Source organism: Pseudoalteromonas aliena SW19, assembly GCF_014905615.1.
Classification (GTDB): Bacteria; Pseudomonadota; Gammaproteobacteria; order Enterobacterales; family Alteromonadaceae; genus Pseudoalteromonas; species Pseudoalteromonas aliena.
In genome coordinates this window covers 299,661-315,099 of the sequence record NZ_AQGU01000029.1, presented here as the reverse complement: position 1 = coordinate 315,099, position 15,439 = coordinate 299,661, and the positions used below count along the sequence as shown (strand labels likewise).

General features: G+C 37.7%; 20 protein-coding genes and 1 pseudogene. 6 read left to right on the top strand and 15 right to left on the bottom strand.

Annotated features, from left to right (window positions below):
* The first annotated feature begins 1 nt into the window (after position 1).
* Positions 2-517, top strand: a complete 516-nt coding sequence (locus PALI_RS17805) for an ankyrin repeat domain-containing protein (protein WP_193156916.1) — start codon at positions 2-4, stop codon at positions 515-517.
* 54 nt (positions 518-571) lie between these two features.
* On the opposite strand, the gene PALI_RS17800 is transcribed toward PALI_RS17805, so the two are convergent.
* On the bottom strand, positions 572-2,431 hold the full coding sequence (locus tag PALI_RS17800) for a M1 family aminopeptidase (protein WP_193156915.1): 1,860 nt from the start codon (positions 2,429-2,431) through the stop codon (positions 572-574).
* A 2-nt stretch (positions 2,432-2,433) separates the two neighbouring features.
* On the opposite strand from PALI_RS17800, the gene PALI_RS20370 reads away from it, so the two are divergent.
* From PALI_RS20370 to PALI_RS17785, 3 genes are read left to right on the top strand one after another with little or no spacing between them, the layout of a single operon-like run.
* Positions 2,434-2,529 carry a histidine kinase gene (locus PALI_RS20370; protein WP_193156914.1) on the top strand — a complete coding sequence of 32 codons (96 nt, stop codon included), beginning with the start codon at positions 2,434-2,436 and terminating at the stop codon, positions 2,527-2,529.
* A gap of 35 nt (positions 2,530-2,564) precedes the next feature.
* On the top strand, positions 2,565-3,023 hold the full coding sequence (locus PALI_RS17790) for a sensor histidine kinase (protein ID WP_404935940.1): 459 nt from the start codon (positions 2,565-2,567) through the stop codon (positions 3,021-3,023).
* Complete coding sequence (locus PALI_RS17785) at positions 3,017-3,697, top strand: LytR/AlgR family response regulator transcription factor (protein WP_193156913.1); 681 nt, start codon at positions 3,017-3,019, stop codon at positions 3,695-3,697. The genes PALI_RS17790 and PALI_RS17785 overlap by 7 nt, the downstream gene beginning before the upstream one ends.
* Positions 3,698-3,757: 60 nt before the next feature.
* On the opposite strand, the gene yddG is transcribed toward PALI_RS17785, so the two are convergent.
* Together yddG and PALI_RS17775 are read right to left on the bottom strand one after the other, a co-directional pair.
* Positions 3,758-4,672 carry an aromatic amino acid DMT transporter YddG gene (gene yddG / locus PALI_RS17780; RefSeq protein ID WP_193156912.1) on the bottom strand — a complete coding sequence of 305 codons (915 nt, stop codon included), beginning with the start codon at positions 4,670-4,672 and terminating at the stop codon, positions 3,758-3,760.
* A 370-nt stretch (positions 4,673-5,042) separates the two neighbouring features.
* Positions 5,043-5,186, bottom strand: coding sequence for a hypothetical protein (locus PALI_RS17775; protein ID WP_193156910.1), 144 nt, complete (start codon positions 5,184-5,186; stop codon positions 5,043-5,045).
* A gap of 103 nt (positions 5,187-5,289) precedes the next feature.
* On the opposite strand from PALI_RS17775, the pseudogene PALI_RS17770 reads away from it, so the two are divergent.
* Positions 5,290-5,613 (top strand): annotated as a pseudogene (locus PALI_RS17770) (alpha/beta hydrolase-fold protein); the annotation flags it as partial.
* On the opposite strand, the gene PALI_RS17765 reads toward PALI_RS17770, so the two are convergent.
* The 11 genes from PALI_RS17765 to PALI_RS17715 form a co-directional block, all read right to left on the bottom strand.
* Positions 5,567-5,941 (bottom strand): hypothetical protein, encoded by a 375-nt coding sequence (locus PALI_RS17765; RefSeq protein ID WP_193156908.1) that lies wholly within the window; start codon positions 5,939-5,941, stop codon positions 5,567-5,569. The pseudogene PALI_RS17770 and the gene PALI_RS17765 sit on opposite strands and share 47 nt — an antisense overlap.
* Before the next feature lie 89 nt (positions 5,942-6,030).
* Complete coding sequence (locus PALI_RS17760) at positions 6,031-6,729, bottom strand: hypothetical protein (RefSeq protein ID WP_182703193.1); 699 nt, start codon at positions 6,727-6,729, stop codon at positions 6,031-6,033.
* A gap of 198 nt (positions 6,730-6,927) precedes the next feature.
* Positions 6,928-7,101, bottom strand: a complete 174-nt coding sequence (locus PALI_RS17755) for a hypothetical protein (protein WP_193156906.1) — start codon at positions 7,099-7,101, stop codon at positions 6,928-6,930.
* Positions 7,102-7,149: 48 nt separating this feature from the next.
* Positions 7,150-7,752 carry a hypothetical protein gene (locus PALI_RS17750; RefSeq protein WP_193156904.1) on the bottom strand — a complete coding sequence of 201 codons (603 nt, stop codon included), beginning with the start codon at positions 7,750-7,752 and terminating at the stop codon, positions 7,150-7,152.
* 20 nt (positions 7,753-7,772) lie between these two features.
* Entirely contained in the window at positions 7,773-8,360 is a 588-nt protein-coding gene (locus PALI_RS17745) for an SEL1-like repeat protein (RefSeq protein WP_193156903.1), read from the bottom strand.
* A complete protein-coding gene (locus PALI_RS17740) occupies positions 8,354-9,127 on the bottom strand; it encodes a ChaN family lipoprotein (protein WP_193156902.1) in 774 nt (257 codons plus the stop codon). The genes PALI_RS17745 and PALI_RS17740 overlap by 7 nt, the downstream gene beginning before the upstream one ends.
* A gap of 191 nt (positions 9,128-9,318) precedes the next feature.
* Positions 9,319-10,416 carry a lipase family protein gene (locus tag PALI_RS17735; RefSeq protein ID WP_193156901.1) on the bottom strand — a complete coding sequence of 366 codons (1,098 nt, stop codon included), beginning with the start codon at positions 10,414-10,416 and terminating at the stop codon, positions 9,319-9,321.
* A 14-nt stretch (positions 10,417-10,430) separates the two neighbouring features.
* Complete coding sequence (locus PALI_RS17730; protein ID WP_193156900.1) at positions 10,431-10,928, bottom strand: DUF6795 domain-containing protein; 498 nt, start codon at positions 10,926-10,928, stop codon at positions 10,431-10,433.
* A gap of 179 nt (positions 10,929-11,107) precedes the next feature.
* Complete coding sequence (locus tag PALI_RS17725) at positions 11,108-11,746, bottom strand: pentapeptide repeat-containing protein (RefSeq protein ID WP_193156899.1); 639 nt, start codon at positions 11,744-11,746, stop codon at positions 11,108-11,110.
* On the bottom strand, positions 11,739-12,533 hold the full coding sequence (locus PALI_RS17720) for a hypothetical protein (RefSeq protein WP_193156898.1): 795 nt from the start codon (positions 12,531-12,533) through the stop codon (positions 11,739-11,741). The genes PALI_RS17725 and PALI_RS17720 overlap by 8 nt, the downstream gene beginning before the upstream one ends.
* A 15-nt stretch (positions 12,534-12,548) precedes the next feature.
* Positions 12,549-13,100, bottom strand: coding sequence for a hypothetical protein (locus PALI_RS17715; protein ID WP_193156897.1), 552 nt, complete (start codon positions 13,098-13,100; stop codon positions 12,549-12,551).
* A gap of 103 nt (positions 13,101-13,203) precedes the next feature.
* Between PALI_RS17715 and PALI_RS17710 the strand changes: the two genes are divergently transcribed.
* Complete coding sequence (locus PALI_RS17710; RefSeq protein WP_193154360.1) at positions 13,204-14,169, top strand: IS30 family transposase; 966 nt, start codon at positions 13,204-13,206, stop codon at positions 14,167-14,169.
* Between the two features lie 249 nt (positions 14,170-14,418).
* Here the strand turns inward: PALI_RS17710 and PALI_RS17705 are convergent, their stop codons facing one another.
* Positions 14,419-15,393 carry a transposase gene (locus tag PALI_RS17705; protein WP_193156896.1) on the bottom strand — a complete coding sequence of 325 codons (975 nt, stop codon included), beginning with the start codon at positions 15,391-15,393 and terminating at the stop codon, positions 14,419-14,421.
* Positions 15,394-15,439: the final 46 nt, after the last annotated feature.

Here is a 15,439-nt window from a genome sequence, read left to right as displayed (position 1 = left end):
TATGCGTAATTTATTAATTATAGTCGCCCTACTGCTAAGCTTTACCAGTAACGTCTACGCTCAAAATACACCAGATATACAAATAACGAGTACACAAACTAAAAACCAACACTCTGTACAAGCTCAATACCAAAGCTTATTTGCTTATTACTTTGCTGCAGCACGCACCAACGACATCGACGTAATAGAGCAATTTGTAGATGCCGGTATTCCTATCGACAGCTACAACAATAAAGGCTATACCGCGTTAATGATTGCCACTTATCACGGTAATAAAAAGTCGGTTAATACGCTTTTGCAGTTAGGCGCTAATGCCTGTTTAGAAGATAACCGAGGCAACACAGCGCTAATGGCCGCTATTTTTAGAGGTGAATTTAGTATCGCTAAAACACTCGTATCACTTGATTGCGACAATGCGCATCAAAACAAAGCCGGTCAAACAGCCGAGCAATTTGCACAAACCTTTGGTCAACAAAAAGTTATAGAGTTACTAGCACAGGTAAATAATGGAAAATAAACTTAAATGAAAAGCCCTACTTAAAGGGCTGTCACTTTTCTTATAAACTTTAAATTACTCTAAAAACAGTGTATTTATTAAGCTTTCTTGTTCTTTTCCGGCTTCATGTTTTAATGCTCGTATAAAATCCATAGAATTAGCGGGATTGTTTGAATAAGCATGATTTTTCCAAACCCACTTGAGCGCATTAATAATAGGTTTATCCCCAATCGCAGCGCGTAGCTTAGCAAAAACAATGGTTGCTCGCGAATATTGATCAAAGCTTTGTGTAGCATCAACTAAGGCTGATCGCTCCTTTATGTTCATCAACATACTTTGCTCGTAGCGTGTTGTTTCATACTCAACCAGCGCTTGCATGGTCGCTTTCCCATAACGCTGCTCTATAACAACAAGCTCAATGTACTTTGCCATAGACTCCACTAAAAAAGCACTATCTGAAAATACTCCATTACCATTACCAATATCATGGCCAAACCATTGATGCGCAGTTTCGTGAACTGCACGGCGATAACGTTGATCAAAGCCTGCATTAACACTTGGCTTTGCTCTAAAGCCAACACTGTCTTCAATAAGTATAAGTTGCGGCAGGGCATAACCTGTTCCACCAAATTTAGGCGAGCCTATTAAGCTCAATTGTTTTGCTCTATATGGGCTTATATTATTAAGCCATTTTATTGTGTCGCCCATTGCGCTAAGGTTTACAGCTATAGACTCAGCTCGTGCTGGCTCGCTTTTTTCTTTGGCAAACACGTTTAACATCACGCCGTTTTGCTGCTTGGTAACAGGTGAATAAGGCACCGTCACCCAAGCTGGGATTGCATTTATGGGTGTACGAGTCTCAAAATGAAATACTGCTCGGTCATCTTTGCTGGTACGTGATATTTCCTCTCCTTGGGTTATAACCTGGTAACCTCTTGTTGTACTCACTTTACTTGACATAGTAAGCCACTGGTAATGAGTACTTTTTTTCGCCGTTTTAGCAAATAGCTTCGTGGGTCTAATAGCCTGCTTTACTTTAAGTGCGTGTTGCTGACGAAGTATAGGATCGGTTAATTCATAATTCTCTTGATAGCCAACAGTCGGCAATAAAGGCACTGATCGTATATAGCTAAATTCAGGAGTTATTACCTGATGGCCTCTCACTGGCCAAAGCTTAGCTTGATGAACATCAAACCGAGTAACTAGCTTACGTATTTCTCCTGGCTGTATTTCATTCTCAAACTTAAACACAGCTTGATTAAGTAATGGAAAGCTTTTAGCCCTTTGCGCGCCATCAATTTCAATATCAGCCCATGTATAAAAACCTGATCGCCCAACCAATATCTCTTTAATAGGGGCTTGATGGGTGTTTTTTAAGGTATATATTAAGGAAAAATGAGCTTGCTGCTGATGCGGATAAAAGTCTACATTAGCATCAATGTGCACAATGTTTGGCTGTGTTACATTGCGCCATTGTGAGAATGCTTTTTCGTATTGTGCTTTAAATGCCTCGCGTTTATGCGAGTTGGTTAAAGGCTTCTCCTCAACCAGTCTTAAATGTAATTGAGTAAATAGTGCCACAGTGATAAGTAAAGGTATAAGTAACCAAAAATGTTTAACCCCCATTACTCTTTGGCTCAACCCGGCACCTCGGTGATTAAAAATCCCCGTAATTATAACTAAACTTATACACGCCACTAACCAAACTGATATATAAGGCCAATAACTACTGATACTTGCGCGATAACCCCAAAAGTTATCCGGTGCCTGCAAAGGCGTCCAACCAACACTCCACAATGTATGCGTGAGACCAAAGTAAGTCATTATCGGTGTAAATTTGATCAGTAAAATAACAGCAATTAGCAAACCCGCAATAAGCTGCGAACGACACAAATTAAATACACACAAAAATACACACGCAATAATGGCAAGCACAATTGCCATCAAAAATAGAATGGTTAAATGTACTTCAACAGCAAATTAACCCTCATTTTTTATTTAATACATTAAACAACCTAACCTCTATGCTCTGACATTAAAAAAATCAGATAATGCACCTGATCTTGTTATGCAATTAGCTAATTTACTGCGTTACAGTGTTTACGAAGGCCAAAAAGCACAGGTGAGTTTAGAAAAAGAAATTAATTACTTAAAAGTTTTTATTGCATTACAGCGTTTACGAAGCGCTGAGCGCTGCAACTTTGATATGCAATGGCATGAATATCAACAACACTATTTAATTTCGCCACTACTGTTAATAATGATTTTAGAAAACGCGATAAAGCATGGTGTAGAGCCCACGTCACAAAAAGTAACGGTTGTATTTAAAATCACCATGGCCGATAACATACTAACGCTATTTTCCTCTAACCCTATTCTACCTAATAACAATTCAGAGCATGGGGTGGGACTTAACAATTTACGCCGTAGGCTGACTCTTTTATATCCAAATAAGCACACATTAATTATTAATGAAAATAAAAACCTTTGGCAAACCACACTTAAATTGGAGCTGGCTGCATGCTAAACACAATAATTGTTGATGACGAGCCGCTCGCGCATGACGTTATACTGCATCATTTAAGTGCACATAAAGACATTAATATAAGCGGACAATACCTTAACGCTAAAGATGCATTATGTGCTTTAGCCACATCATCTATTGATTTGTTATTTTTAGACATAAACATGCCCGAACTATCGGGCATTGCATTACTAAAAGTGCTCGCGAATCGACCACAAGTGATTATTATTAGTGCGTATCAAGAATATGCTTTAGCCGGTTTTGAACTTGACGTAACTGACTACCTACTAAAACCAGTCTCTGCGCAACGCCTTGAACAAGCACTCAATAAAGTACGGCAAAAAAGAAAACACATAACGCTAAATTCCAAGGCACCTCTGACTATCACACTTAAAATCGATCGTGAAAAACATAAAATTCAATTAAGCGATATAGACATGTTTGAGGCTTATGGAAATTATGTAAAAGTATGGCAAGGTGAAAAAGCATTACTTGCAAGCAGTACTCTCAAATACATATTGCAAGAGCTTGATACTTCATTTATTCAAGTCCACAAATCTTACGTTATTAACAAACACAAAGTGGTCGCGTTAAGTAATGAAAGCGTTCAACTAGCATCAGGCGTGTCAGTTAAAATTGGCAAGTCATTTAAACAACAAGTGCGCGACATTATTTAATCGGAAATCTTATTTTATGTTTACCTAAAACATAACTTTAAGCTCCCCCTATCAGCGACTCTAAATTTTAGCACTTAACCTTTGTGGCTTTTCTCGCGTTACAAAATAGCAAATTAGCGAGCCAACGGTTACCAGTACAACCCCTTGCCAAAACGAAGCGCTCAGCGTAATAGATAAATATAGCGCTGAAATAATAGTAGAAAACACCGGTGTAAAGTACGAAAGCGTGCCAAGCAGCATTAAGTTACCGCCAATAATAGCTTGATTCCACAGTGCATAACCGCTCCCCACGACTACACCCGCTAATAATAATGTCATGCTTGAGTTGAGTGAAAAAGTTAACTGTGATTCATTACTAAAAGCATATTGCGCCCACAAACTCATTGCCGTAACAGTAAAAAATAATGTAATGGCATTTTTACCATTACTCAGCGTTTGCGTTACCACACAATAAATAGCCCATATAAACGCTGCAGCTAATGCCATTAAATAAGTAGCAGGATTATCAGCAAAGTTAGTAACAAGCGTATCGACCGACATTTCTTGATCGCCCGTAATACACCAAGCAACGCCTAAAAAAGCAATAATCATGCTTGGATAAACCCAGTAACTCACTTTTTTACGACCAATGATAATAGAGAGCAATATAGTCAGCGTAGGCCACAAATAATTAATAACCGCCATTTCCATTGCCTGATGACGACTATTTGCCATACCAATTGAAAGCGCCAAGCAAATTTCGTACGACACAAATAATAAAGTACCTACGACCAAGTAGCGTTTTGAAAATCCACTAAACTTGGGCACTCCCATAACCAAAATTAAAAATATCGCACTGACAGAATACATAGCCGCAGCACCACCAATGGGGCTAAACAACTCAGAAATATCTCGTAGTAATGCCACTAAGCAGCTCCACAGTAATATTGCAGCAACTCCATATAGTGTATATTTATTTTTGCATATAAAATCCATTTGCCAATCCAAAAGCACTACTCGTAAATTTGAAACTAAATTAACAGTAATTTTCAAATAAAACAACCAAAGTCAATAGCTTAAGTCTCTCGTCTATTTTTTAATATTTTGCCTTTCTAATAATTATCTTAACGCTAAATACTTTAGTAACATGGCCTATTGTTTTTAGATATTAATATACTTGAGCTATTCAGTACTGCACTTTAAACTGCTCTCATAGTTATGATGTAATTCGTGGTTTTTGTAATAGTTAGGATGAGTCCATCCTAATTATTTTACTTCATATGCGCTTCAACCTAGGGGCTGTTGATCTTTGTAGATTTAATTAGTCCAAGAAAAATGGTAAATAACTTAATTAAATGCTGATCATTTAATTATAATCATCTAGCGATATTCCAGCTTCCTTTGCATGCTTTTTAAACATCGCTTTTCTAATTGCAACATAGTTACTTTCATCTAAATAACGCTTATGCTCTGCAGCCTTTTCCGAGTTGCCTAATTTTTTATATATCAAATAAAGATCTTTGTGAGTGCCAGCGACTCATATGCAAAGGCTAATGCTATAATCCCATCAGAATTAGGATGGGTGTCACGGTAATTTTTAGGTGCTGTAATTTATTAATCCGATTGAATGCCCTTGAGGTGTGAAAGCATTTACTGGTTATTTAGGAAATGAGAAAGCGCTTTGGACGCAATATGATAGCTGCGAGCTAATGAAAAACGCAGAGCAAGCTCATTACTTACCCATGTTAGTGAGTCAAGGTGATGCTGATGGCTTTTTACAAGAGCAACTTAAGCCTGAAAACTTAGTCGCTATTGCTGATAATAAAGGCTACCCGCTTACATTTGAAATGCACGCAGGCTACGATCAGAGCTACTTTTTTATAAGCAGCTTTATTGACCAACACTTATTATTTCATCATCCGTTTTTAACTGCTTAGACTCATTGGTGTGTAGGGATGACTTTTCTACCTCTACACACTCTTTTAGACTTTTAGTGACCTGCCTACATACTTGTGTTGTAGTGCTTTCCCCTTTAACTAGGCTAACAAGAGCAGAATCTATCTTTAACCCCATATCAGTAAAGTTAAATCCGTTTTTATCTGTAGGTACTGGCTCTAGTGGGTTTTTATAAGGCGTTGACTGCGCCGGGCTAATACTATTTTTATCATTACGCGCCTGAGATTGTGCTTGTCCGTCAATAATAGCGCCAGCAACTGTACAGCCAGAAAGGCAATAAAAAGACAAAAGTGCAATAAGTGCTTTCATAGTTCATCCTAAACAAAATATTAGCTAAATTGTATACACTTTTTATTGTAACTATGTAAAAAAATGTAAGTAACCTGAACTCTGGTTAATTAATATAAATTAAAAAAAGCACTTATTAAATAAATCACGCATGAGAGTAAAAGGGAGCCAGCATATGCCAAAGCTATCGCTTGATCGTTTTCAATTTTAGTTCTAAAAAAATACTTTTCGCAAGTTCCGAGTACATTTATTACAGCTAAAAATGTAACTATCTGACTTAGCCAAAAATAATTACTAAATAGAGGGAGCAGAGGACTGATTACTGCGTAAACAACGAGCACCTTAAAAGCAATCGATGTATTTTTAAGCGAAAGTAGAATTGTTGCATTTACAAACAAAACAACAAGACTTGCCGAAAAAAATGTAATGATTGGCCACGCTACAGGCTCTGGTAACGATAAAAAGGCATCAAATGACTCACTTACATTGTCCAAAGAAGGCAAGCTGATAAGTGAAGAAATAAAACTAATTATTCCAAAAATAATAAACCAGCAAATTACCCCTGAAAAAAAATAGCTAGGAGAAAACTTAGTATACCCTTTACGTTCTGCTAATTTTACAAAAAGAACACCTACTAAATTAATTCCACCAAAAACCAATAAAGCGTGCATAAAATCATTAGTATAAAAAACACTCATCGCAACCGTAGCTGCTATAAAAATACTTGGTCTTACAACACTTTTTATATACAAATAAACAAACACTGGCTGAATTACCAGCATAATCATTGCTAGAACACTTAATTCCATAAACTTTCCCTTACTCCTAATAGCCCTACAAAATCACGAAAAACTTTCGTTTAAACTTTAGCCAAGATTAAAAACATTACTACCATATTAAAACCCATACAGCTTGATCAACTATCCTCACTTGAGCATATTTAATAGTGCTCTTAAAGGTGATATTTGGTATGCCTTAAAGTTTTATTTAACTTTTTAATATAAAAACTAAAGGTTTATCTTTTGCAAATAGGTTTTAAGCTTTAATAAGCCCGCAGGGCTACTTGCGACTAAATCGCTCAATAATGGTTGAATAAGCACACGATGCTCTTCAATTTTGGTTGGGTCCTCGTAAATAGCGTATACAAGGTTAGTTAGTGTTTGTTGGTGTTGTTGTTCCATAATAATTCTAAAACGCCTTCATTTTGGCGTTTATAGCTCCTTTGTGTATCAGTTTTTATTCAATGATTTATTTTTAATCAAAATTTCTTTTTTAGCTAACTCTAACAAATCAACAGCTCGTTCTTTATCATAAGCTAAAGGGCTGTGGTCAATAACATATTTTGCATGCTCATTTACTGCAAGCCAATTCTGCTGCGATTTATATAAGTTTGCCAACTTAAAGCGCGCAGCCGCAACTAACGGATTTGGCAATTCTGCATCTAATGCTAAAAACTCTTTGTAAAGGGAAATAGCATAATTAATATCTTGCTCCACAAACATACCACTGCCATATAACCAAGCTAAAGTTGAATAAGCTTTTGGCTCTTTTGCCGCAACCCGCTTTTTGGCTTCCTCTAATAATCGAGTTCCATCTCCATTATGAAGGCTTAGTGTAACCAATGCCTTCCAGTATCCCATTTCATAAGCTTTTTCACACCACTCCTCGAGATACTCAGGCGCGTTAATTAAGCTTTTATGGCACTGCTCTGCGGCAGCTGATACAGTCAAATCTGGAGCATTTATATCTATTGAATTATCCCATCGAGGGCCAGCGGCATTACTAATTAAGCTAAAAGTAAACAGTGCACTAATTAATAAATACTTTGTCACATGACTTCCAAGTGAAAAACTCACAAATTACTTTCTTTCAAAGATGTTTCAGCCTCATCTCGCCATCTTTGTGCAAGTTCCCTACGACCCTCTCTTTTTGCATTATCAATTACATATTGAGTATGAGTTATTACTTTATCCCACATACCCAGCTTTCTATAAATTGTGGCTAACTCAAAATGTGTAGAAGTTTTAAGTGTAATTGCTTGATTATTTTCTTGAGCTAAATAAAGCTTGTATAAGCGTGCAGCTTCACTTAAATCTTTTTTAACTAAACGGCCGCTTTGGTATAACCAAGCTAATGTGTTAATAGCATTAGCGTCACCTTGTTCAATTCGAGTATTTAATTCATCTAAATAACGAGAACCATCCCCAGTATACATACCAATATAATACAAGGACTCTAAGTGCCCCATTTCGTAAGCTTTTTCACACCATTCTTTTAATTTGTTAGGTGCATGCATATAGCTTTTTTCGCATTGCTTAGCTGCAATTTCAACGGTTAAGTTCGGATCATTAATATCGATATTCGGAAACATAGATGCTTTAGTATCCATAGAAGTAAAAAAACTAATTGCTAACACAAGTGTGACTAGTGCTTTTACCATTGGAATGATCCATCATTATTAATACGCTTTTCTGGTAGATGAACTTGAAATGATTTAACCGTACTTTCATACGGAAAGCCCTCTTTGTAGAAGTATTGTTCTTTCAAGGCCTCTTGTTGGCTAGACATCCCCCTACATGGCCTGTCGCTGTAACAAGATAAGCCACCAATAAAATCAATAAAACGAACATTTTGAATACCGTGCTCTTTAATTAAAGAATCAATACCTATTTGATACTTTAAATTCTTAACTGCGTGCCATCGACTCATAAAAGCAACAATTTTATTCTGCTTAGATCTCTTGAGGATTGTAGCTAAATTGTAAGCCCAAAGATCGTTTCTAAACGTATGCGCATCAAAACATTCCCCAGTCACGGCTTTTGTCGATGGGCATACACTATCCATTACTTCCATCGTTTCTACAGAAACATCCAATGCAACAATCTTCATTCCTGCATTGCGTGCCGCCTTTACCAGCTCACCATAGGCTTGAGGAGTAAAATCACCATGTGTCCAATATTTATCAAAATATTGCTGTATTAAATTAAAGCCTTTACCTGTTCGTTGATAAAATTCTATTTTTTCCTGCATCGAGCTAGGCAGCATTTCTATAGCAAAATGTGTAAAGCCCGCAGCCTTTAACTGCCTAATCGCTTTTATAGCCTCATATTTATAGCCAGCAGCACTATGGCTCGATTCGCCAAGCATAACTAATCGCGCATTACCCGCCATTGTTCTGTAGTTTACATCCGTGTTTATTTTATTCATTGTATTTCCTTATGTTTGAGTGTTTAGAGGGCAGCTTAACACTTATCTAAATACTAATGGCTAACCACTTTTACGAAAATAGGCTCAGTAACTAACCAAGCCTTAATTTAAAAATTACTAGCTAAGACCTAAATGCGGTGAAACTTTAATCGCAGCAATTACTAGTTTTTTAAGTTTTTCTAGCATCCAAGTTAAAGCTTTTTTACCCCCGCGTAAGTAATATCAACGGCAACAAATGGCTTTCCTACAAAGTTTAGTATGTGCCCAATTAACCCTTTACTGTCTTCAGCAAACTTAGTTGACATTTGTGAAATTTCGACAATTGATCTAGCTAATAAGTCATAAATGGTTAAAACACCTGATGTACCAATTTGCCCCATAATACTTGCTAACTTACCGCTTTCACGTAATAAAGTAATGAGAGCACTTGTGATCTTTTCAGACCAATGTGCATTAAAAGAAGCATGATGGCGGTTATTATACTTTAGACGTGTCATTGTTAAGTTAGATATCGAGCCTTTCTGCATACTTTTATAATCAGGGTAACCAGATGCAGTATTAATATAACCTGGCGCATTACCAGCCATTTTGTGAGCAGCTCCTACCAATGAAACACATGTACTTAGCCTATATTCGCTTCCTGCATGTACAAACGGCCAAACTGGAACCATAGGCACGGGATCGCTGCGATGAACAGCTCGATAAATACCATCTAATCTTGTTTCGGTTTTAATTGCAAAAGGGTTTAGCCCCACCCTTGGAGACCCAAAAGTGTAAAGTTTTACAGGCACTTTATATTGAGCTTTTATCCAATTGGCTACTAACGTTGCTAAAGCTCCCCCAAGACTATGACCGACACAGTGAACTGGGCGCCCTCCTGCCTTACTCAATATTGCTGCGAGTTGCGGTTTAATAGTTTCAAAAGTACGGTTAAATCCAGAATGCACTGGAGTCCAGTTTGGGCCAACGGTAACACCGCAGTGCAAATCTGTTAACGCATCTGCAAGCCCTGCAGTACCCCGTATTGCTATAACAATCTCGCCCGCATAGTTACCAGTGCTTTTGCCCACACCAAAAAAGCCAAAACCAGTAGATTGGTTCAATACATGCTCTGCTACAGTGCCACTTACACCAGTTAGTGTTGATGTTTTTGAATCAAATGCAAAATGCTTACTAATGATTGGATTTGACTTTATTTTTTTTGACTGATCGCCAACCGCTGAAACATCAATGCTTTTATACGCGAAGTTAGCCAATTGTGCCGCTATGCTAGGGGATAAAATTTTCATGTAAAATCCTTTTATTATTTAAAATCTTTAAAGTAATCCGTATCGTCGTCTTCAGTTTCGTAGATTTCAAAGTCATTTTCCCATCTACAAATAGTCGAGCCATAAAAATCTAAATTTTCATTAGCATGATTAGGAAATATAAAATCTACGTTAGGTGATACTAAGTCAGCGTTTAAACTGCTTAGTTTTTGTTTATACTCATTCGGCTCGTCAATACCTCGTAGCTCACAATTCCAAAGCTCATATTCTTCACCGTCATGAATTGCAGTAATAAGTTGATAAGTAACCTCATGGGAAAACATATCACCGGGTATTTTTGACTCAACAACAACCTCTGGCATAGAAAACGTGCCATCGGAAGCTGTAATAACCTGATCTTCTTTTTCAATTTTATGTGCAAATTTAAGGCTGCGATTAATTAAAGCACCCTCAACTGGATTACCGTTTAAAGTAATAACCCCTTTAACTTCAGAGCACATGTGTACACTGTGTTTTTTTATTAAACCAAACATTTTGATTTAAAACCTCCATATTAAAAATGCTTTAAGTGTGGAGCATCACACCATTATTTCAATTGTATTATTTGTTTCCGTGCTTTATAGCATTCAACAAGCAAAACCTGTTCCCACGGCTTTAATAAAAATGGATAACTTTTTTCTATTGCCTACCAATTAAAATAGGTATTTCCATACTATTTATTAGGCTGAGTACCTATATCAAATTTAGCATTCTTTAAAATAGCGCCATCCCAGCATACATCAGTTAAAATAGCACCGGTAAAATCACAATCTGTAAAATTACCATGGCTTAAGTCAGCACCTGTAAGGTTGGACTTTCTAAACACGGTTCCTGTGAAATTTCCGTTTGATAAGTCGGCATTCGTTAAATTCGCGTCATCAAAACAGGCATCAGCAGCCTCTACATAAGACATTGTCGCATCACTTAAATTACTGCCAACAAACGTTGAAGCCCACAGGTTTGCGTAGTCAAATTCACAAGAGGAGAAGTTAGCTTCGTTACAACTGCTCGCTGATAACTTGGCGTAGCTAAAATCTGCATTGGGGCTAATAACCTGATATAAAATACAATCAAAAAACGCCGTTTGATTGCAGCTTGCCCCTTCAAGGTTAGCGGCAGTAAAGTCGGCATCTAAAAAGTAAGCTAAATCTAAAATACCACCACGTAATATAACGCGTTCACCTTTGAGCATTTCAGTCGAGGTTTCACTAATATCGCATTGCGTTAAATCAAGCCCTGAAATATCTATTCCCTTAACATTATCTTGTGAGCGTGAATCATCCAACTGCGCTAAGACACCCTCTTTAGACATAATTTAACCCACCAATAGTGCAGTTTTCTGCCTTTGTATATTTGAATTTCCTATTTTGATAAACGTCCAAATCAGCAAAAACTTTAACAGGGCGTAGATATGCCATGGCTGTTTGCCAATGCTCTATAAGCGCTTGTTCTGTTAGCTCCCAAGGCGCTTCTGATAAGTCAAGGCGAATACCGCCCCAAGATTGAAGCTCTGTTTGCGTTTTTGGTGTGCTCAGTAACAACTCTTGGCCAAACTGCTTCACGTAATGCGGGCCTAAATAAGTGCGCATTGCTAACCCTTTGGGGCCGACCTTAAAATAATCGACGGGTGCTAGTGAAGCAGCACTGCTCACTATTCTTGAATTTTTGTGCTCTGATGACTCAAATGGTCTAGGGTAAACAGGTGTGTCAATATGTACCGAAGCAACATCAGGCTTAAATACTTGCACTAATCGGTCCGCAAACTCGAACAAAGCAGGATAATGCTTACTGTTCAGTTTTGGATCAAACTCAAAAAAAATGTTTTGCCTTGGTGCTACATCAATACTTCCAAAGTACTTTACTGCTTTATTGCGTTTTAAATAAATATGCGCATAACTACCAAGCTCTACCGCTTTGATTTTTTTTAAAATATCATCACGATTATAAGGTAGCTTACCACGCTCTTCTAAGCTCCAAAATTGGGGCGCAAACTCAGGAAAACTTTCTATTACATCTAATAGCTCGGTAAATAAAGCTTCATCGTTAAGCGGGTTTGTGCCCAACATTTCAACTTGAACTTTAAACGGTTTAAAATCCACAATATCTCCTAATAATTATATTGGATACCAACACTCTACCTCTGTATCCCATTCATGAGTAATAGTGTTCTTATCATTATCAAAATACAACACTTCGCTCTTTCTATTAATTCCTAACGACGGTCGACAAGGCGGTTGACCACATGTTTCGTATTCATTTAAAGGGTCTGCATTTCTTATAGGTAAATCTGACGATATTGTCAGTACATGATCTTTGTCAGGGAATGCATCACGTTGTTCTTCTAACTGTTTTGTATTATAAACAACCGGGTTACTGTTTTCAGCCGTAAAATGTTTGTGTTCGTGCACAATGGTATCGCCCAAACTATCTGGGCGAGTTTTATAATCTAAAGAGTTACCACTGCGTTGTTGTACTTTGCCGCCACTAGCTACTGCATTGTTATTATCAACTAGCGACTCTCCTTTATGCTTTGATAACGCTTCACGAGCTGCTTTTTCATTTTGTTGTCCGAGCTCTCTATTTTTCTTAGCGGTTTCGTTTGATTTACCCCAGTCTTCACGTGTTTTTGGTGGTAACTCGCGATTGTGCCTACTTCCCGAATTCATTATGCAAGTGCACCATTGACCATAACCCACCAATAAATATGACATTCTGAAGTATTTGCTAATGTAGTAAGTGCGACCAAACTCATTATCGAGGGAATTCAGAATGCCTTACGAACATCTTAACAGTTTCGAACGAAAAGCTATCTACTATCGATTCAACAGTGGCGAAAGCTGCCGATCCATTGGTAAACTATTAAATCGACACCATACAACTATCATGCGTGAAGTTAAGCGAAATAAGCCACCCTACTATGATTATTTCGATGAGGCAGCGCACGAAAAAGCGATGGCAAGAAGGAAGGTCGCTAGGCATGCAAGAAAAAGAAACAATAAGGCACTGTACGAGCTTGTGCTGAGTAAGATAGTAATGGGATGGTCTCCAGATGCTATAGCAGGTCGGCTTAAGAAGGATAACCCGTCAGATGAATTAATGCATGTCAGCCATGAAACAATCTATCAATGGGTGATTAAGGATTTTAAAGCAGGTGGAGAGCTATACAAAGACTTAGCGAAGAGGCATAAAAAAAGACGTAAACAACGTAAATATGGCGATTTACGTGGGCAAATTAAGAATAGAGTAAGTATTAGCGAACGACCAAAAATAGTCGAAGACAGAAGCCGAATAGGTGACTGGGAAGGTGATTTAATTGAAGGCAAAAAGGGCTCTGGTTTTTTTGTAACCCATGTTGACCGTAGCTCTCGATATTTAATCGCGCAAAAAATAGAGACTAAGCAAGCTGAGTCATTCAATACGGCTACAGTAGAGATGTTTAAAGAGATTCCAGAGCATAAACAGTTAACTCTGACCTTGGATAATGGAAAAGAATTTTCGAAATTTAAAGCCTTGGAAGAAGAACTAGATTTTATTATTTACTTTGCTGATCCTTATTGTTCGTGGCAACGAGGAACAAATGAACATACAAACGGTCTGATCAGGCGTTATTTCCCAAAGAAAACTGATTTCTCAACTATAACTAATGAACAACTCCAAGAGGTTGTAATGAAAATTAATACTCGCCCAAGGAAAATACTAAATTATCAGACAGCTGAAGAAGTCTTTATTAATTAGTGGTTTAAGGTTTGGTGCACTTGGAACCTGAATTCGGGCTTACAAACCAACTAAACCAGACAGCCACTCTAATTTAGAGTGGTAAAGCTGTGCCTAGATTTACTTTTTTAGGTCAATAATTAATGTTTTACGACTACGTTACTTTTATTTCATCCAGTAAATCTGCAATCATCACTCTTAAACCTAAATTACACGCATGAAAATGACTGCATGATGCAGTTTTAACTTTTCTACTGAGTAATTTAAGGTTTATGCTAATAGCTTTTCACAATTACTTATATTAGCTCGCCGTTTTCTGCTTAAGTTTTCACAATAACTTGCTTGTGAGGTCGGCCTGCCTACTGCGCCGTGAAATACGCGTGTAAATTGTGTGGTGAGTTTTAACCAGTTTTCAGAGGAAATATTGACTCTTTCGAGTAAGGGTAAGTGTGTACTTTCAATATACCCTCGTTTGTCTTCTCGTATACAACGCCCTGTTAACTCAACAAGTTCAAGGTACGATTTAAGCTCAAACGGTAGCCCTTTTGGCATGATTTGACGTGGCATGCCTGCAAAGCGGAGCAATTTTTTCGGTTGCTTGCCTTCTTTTGCGCATGTTAAGCGTAGTTGAGCGCTGGTATGGTCAGATTCTTCTGGGGTGTAAGCCATTTTGGCCCTAATGGGGTTTAAATCTACATACGCCATGCAGGCCGCCAATGCAGCTTCATCCAATAATGCTTGTGAACTAAATCGTCCCTCCCAAAACCTGCCAGTGCAGTTATCTTCTTTATTTGCTCTGCGGGCTATGCTTTCATTTAATAATCGCATAAACCAACTAATACTTGATAAGCGCTCTCGATATTCCATTACTGTTTGATTAAAAAAGATAAGCTCAACTTTACTTAGCCTTTCACCCTGTATGTACTTTTGCGTTAACAATGTGCCTTTGCACAGCTTGTGCCAGCGAATAACAATCGCTTTATCATTTAGCCTATTCGCTTTTTTATCATCAACATACAGGACTAAATGCGTGTGGTTACTCATAACAGCATAAGCACAGACGTCAATACAAAATATCTTAGCTAACTCAAGCAGTTTGTCTTCAACCCACCCTCTGCGGTGCTCGTAAGATTGACCCGTAAAATGGTCTTCACCGCATAAAAATGCACGCCGAACACAACGCGAGATACAGTGGTAATACTTTGTATCAACCAAACTTACTTGACGCTTTCTTGCGATTGCCATAAGACCCCCTGCTTGTTTTCACACTGATGAAAGCCTAGTACTTAGT

Bases quoted from the DNA above. Each gene is read 5' to 3' on its own strand.
- PALI_RS17745 (WP_193156903.1), bottom strand. From the start codon at position 8,360: ATGGTAAAAGCACTAGTCACACTTGTGTTAGCAATTAGTTTTTTTACT.
- PALI_RS17710 (WP_193154360.1), top strand. From the start codon at position 13,204: ATGCCTTACGAACATCTTAACAGTTTCGAACGAAAAGCTATCTACTAT.
- PALI_RS17760 (WP_182703193.1), bottom strand. From the start codon at position 6,729: ATGGAATTAAGTGTTCTAGCAATGATTATGCTGGTAATTCAGCCAGTG.
- PALI_RS17805 (WP_193156916.1), top strand. From the start codon at position 2: ATGCGTAATTTATTAATTATAGTCGCCCTACTGCTAAGCTTTACCAGT.
- yddG (WP_193156912.1), bottom strand. From the start codon at position 4,672: ATGGATTTTATATGCAAAAATAAATATACACTATATGGAGTTGCTGCA.
- PALI_RS17790 (WP_404935940.1), top strand. From the start codon at position 2,565: ATGCAATTAGCTAATTTACTGCGTTACAGTGTTTACGAAGGCCAAAAA.
- PALI_RS17725 (WP_193156899.1), bottom strand. From the start codon at position 11,746: ATGTCTAAAGAGGGTGTCTTAGCGCAGTTGGATGATTCACGCTCACAA.
- PALI_RS17755 (WP_193156906.1), bottom strand. From the start codon at position 7,101: ATGGAACAACAACACCAACAAACACTAACTAACCTTGTATACGCTATT.
- PALI_RS17715 (WP_193156897.1), bottom strand. From the start codon at position 13,100: ATGAATTCGGGAAGTAGGCACAATCGCGAGTTACCACCAAAAACACGT.
- PALI_RS17730 (WP_193156900.1), bottom strand. From the start codon at position 10,928: ATGTTTGGTTTAATAAAAAAACACAGTGTACACATGTGCTCTGAAGTT.
- PALI_RS17740 (WP_193156902.1), bottom strand. From the start codon at position 9,127: ATGAATAAAATAAACACGGATGTAAACTACAGAACAATGGCGGGTAAT.
- PALI_RS17765 (WP_193156908.1), bottom strand. From the start codon at position 5,941: ATGAAAGCACTTATTGCACTTTTGTCTTTTTATTGCCTTTCTGGCTGT.
- PALI_RS17735 (WP_193156901.1), bottom strand. From the start codon at position 10,416: ATGAAAATTTTATCCCCTAGCATAGCGGCACAATTGGCTAACTTCGCG.
- PALI_RS17705 (WP_193156896.1), bottom strand. From the start codon at position 15,393: ATGGCAATCGCAAGAAAGCGTCAAGTAAGTTTGGTTGATACAAAGTAT.
- PALI_RS17785 (WP_193156913.1), top strand. From the start codon at position 3,017: ATGCTAAACACAATAATTGTTGATGACGAGCCGCTCGCGCATGACGTT.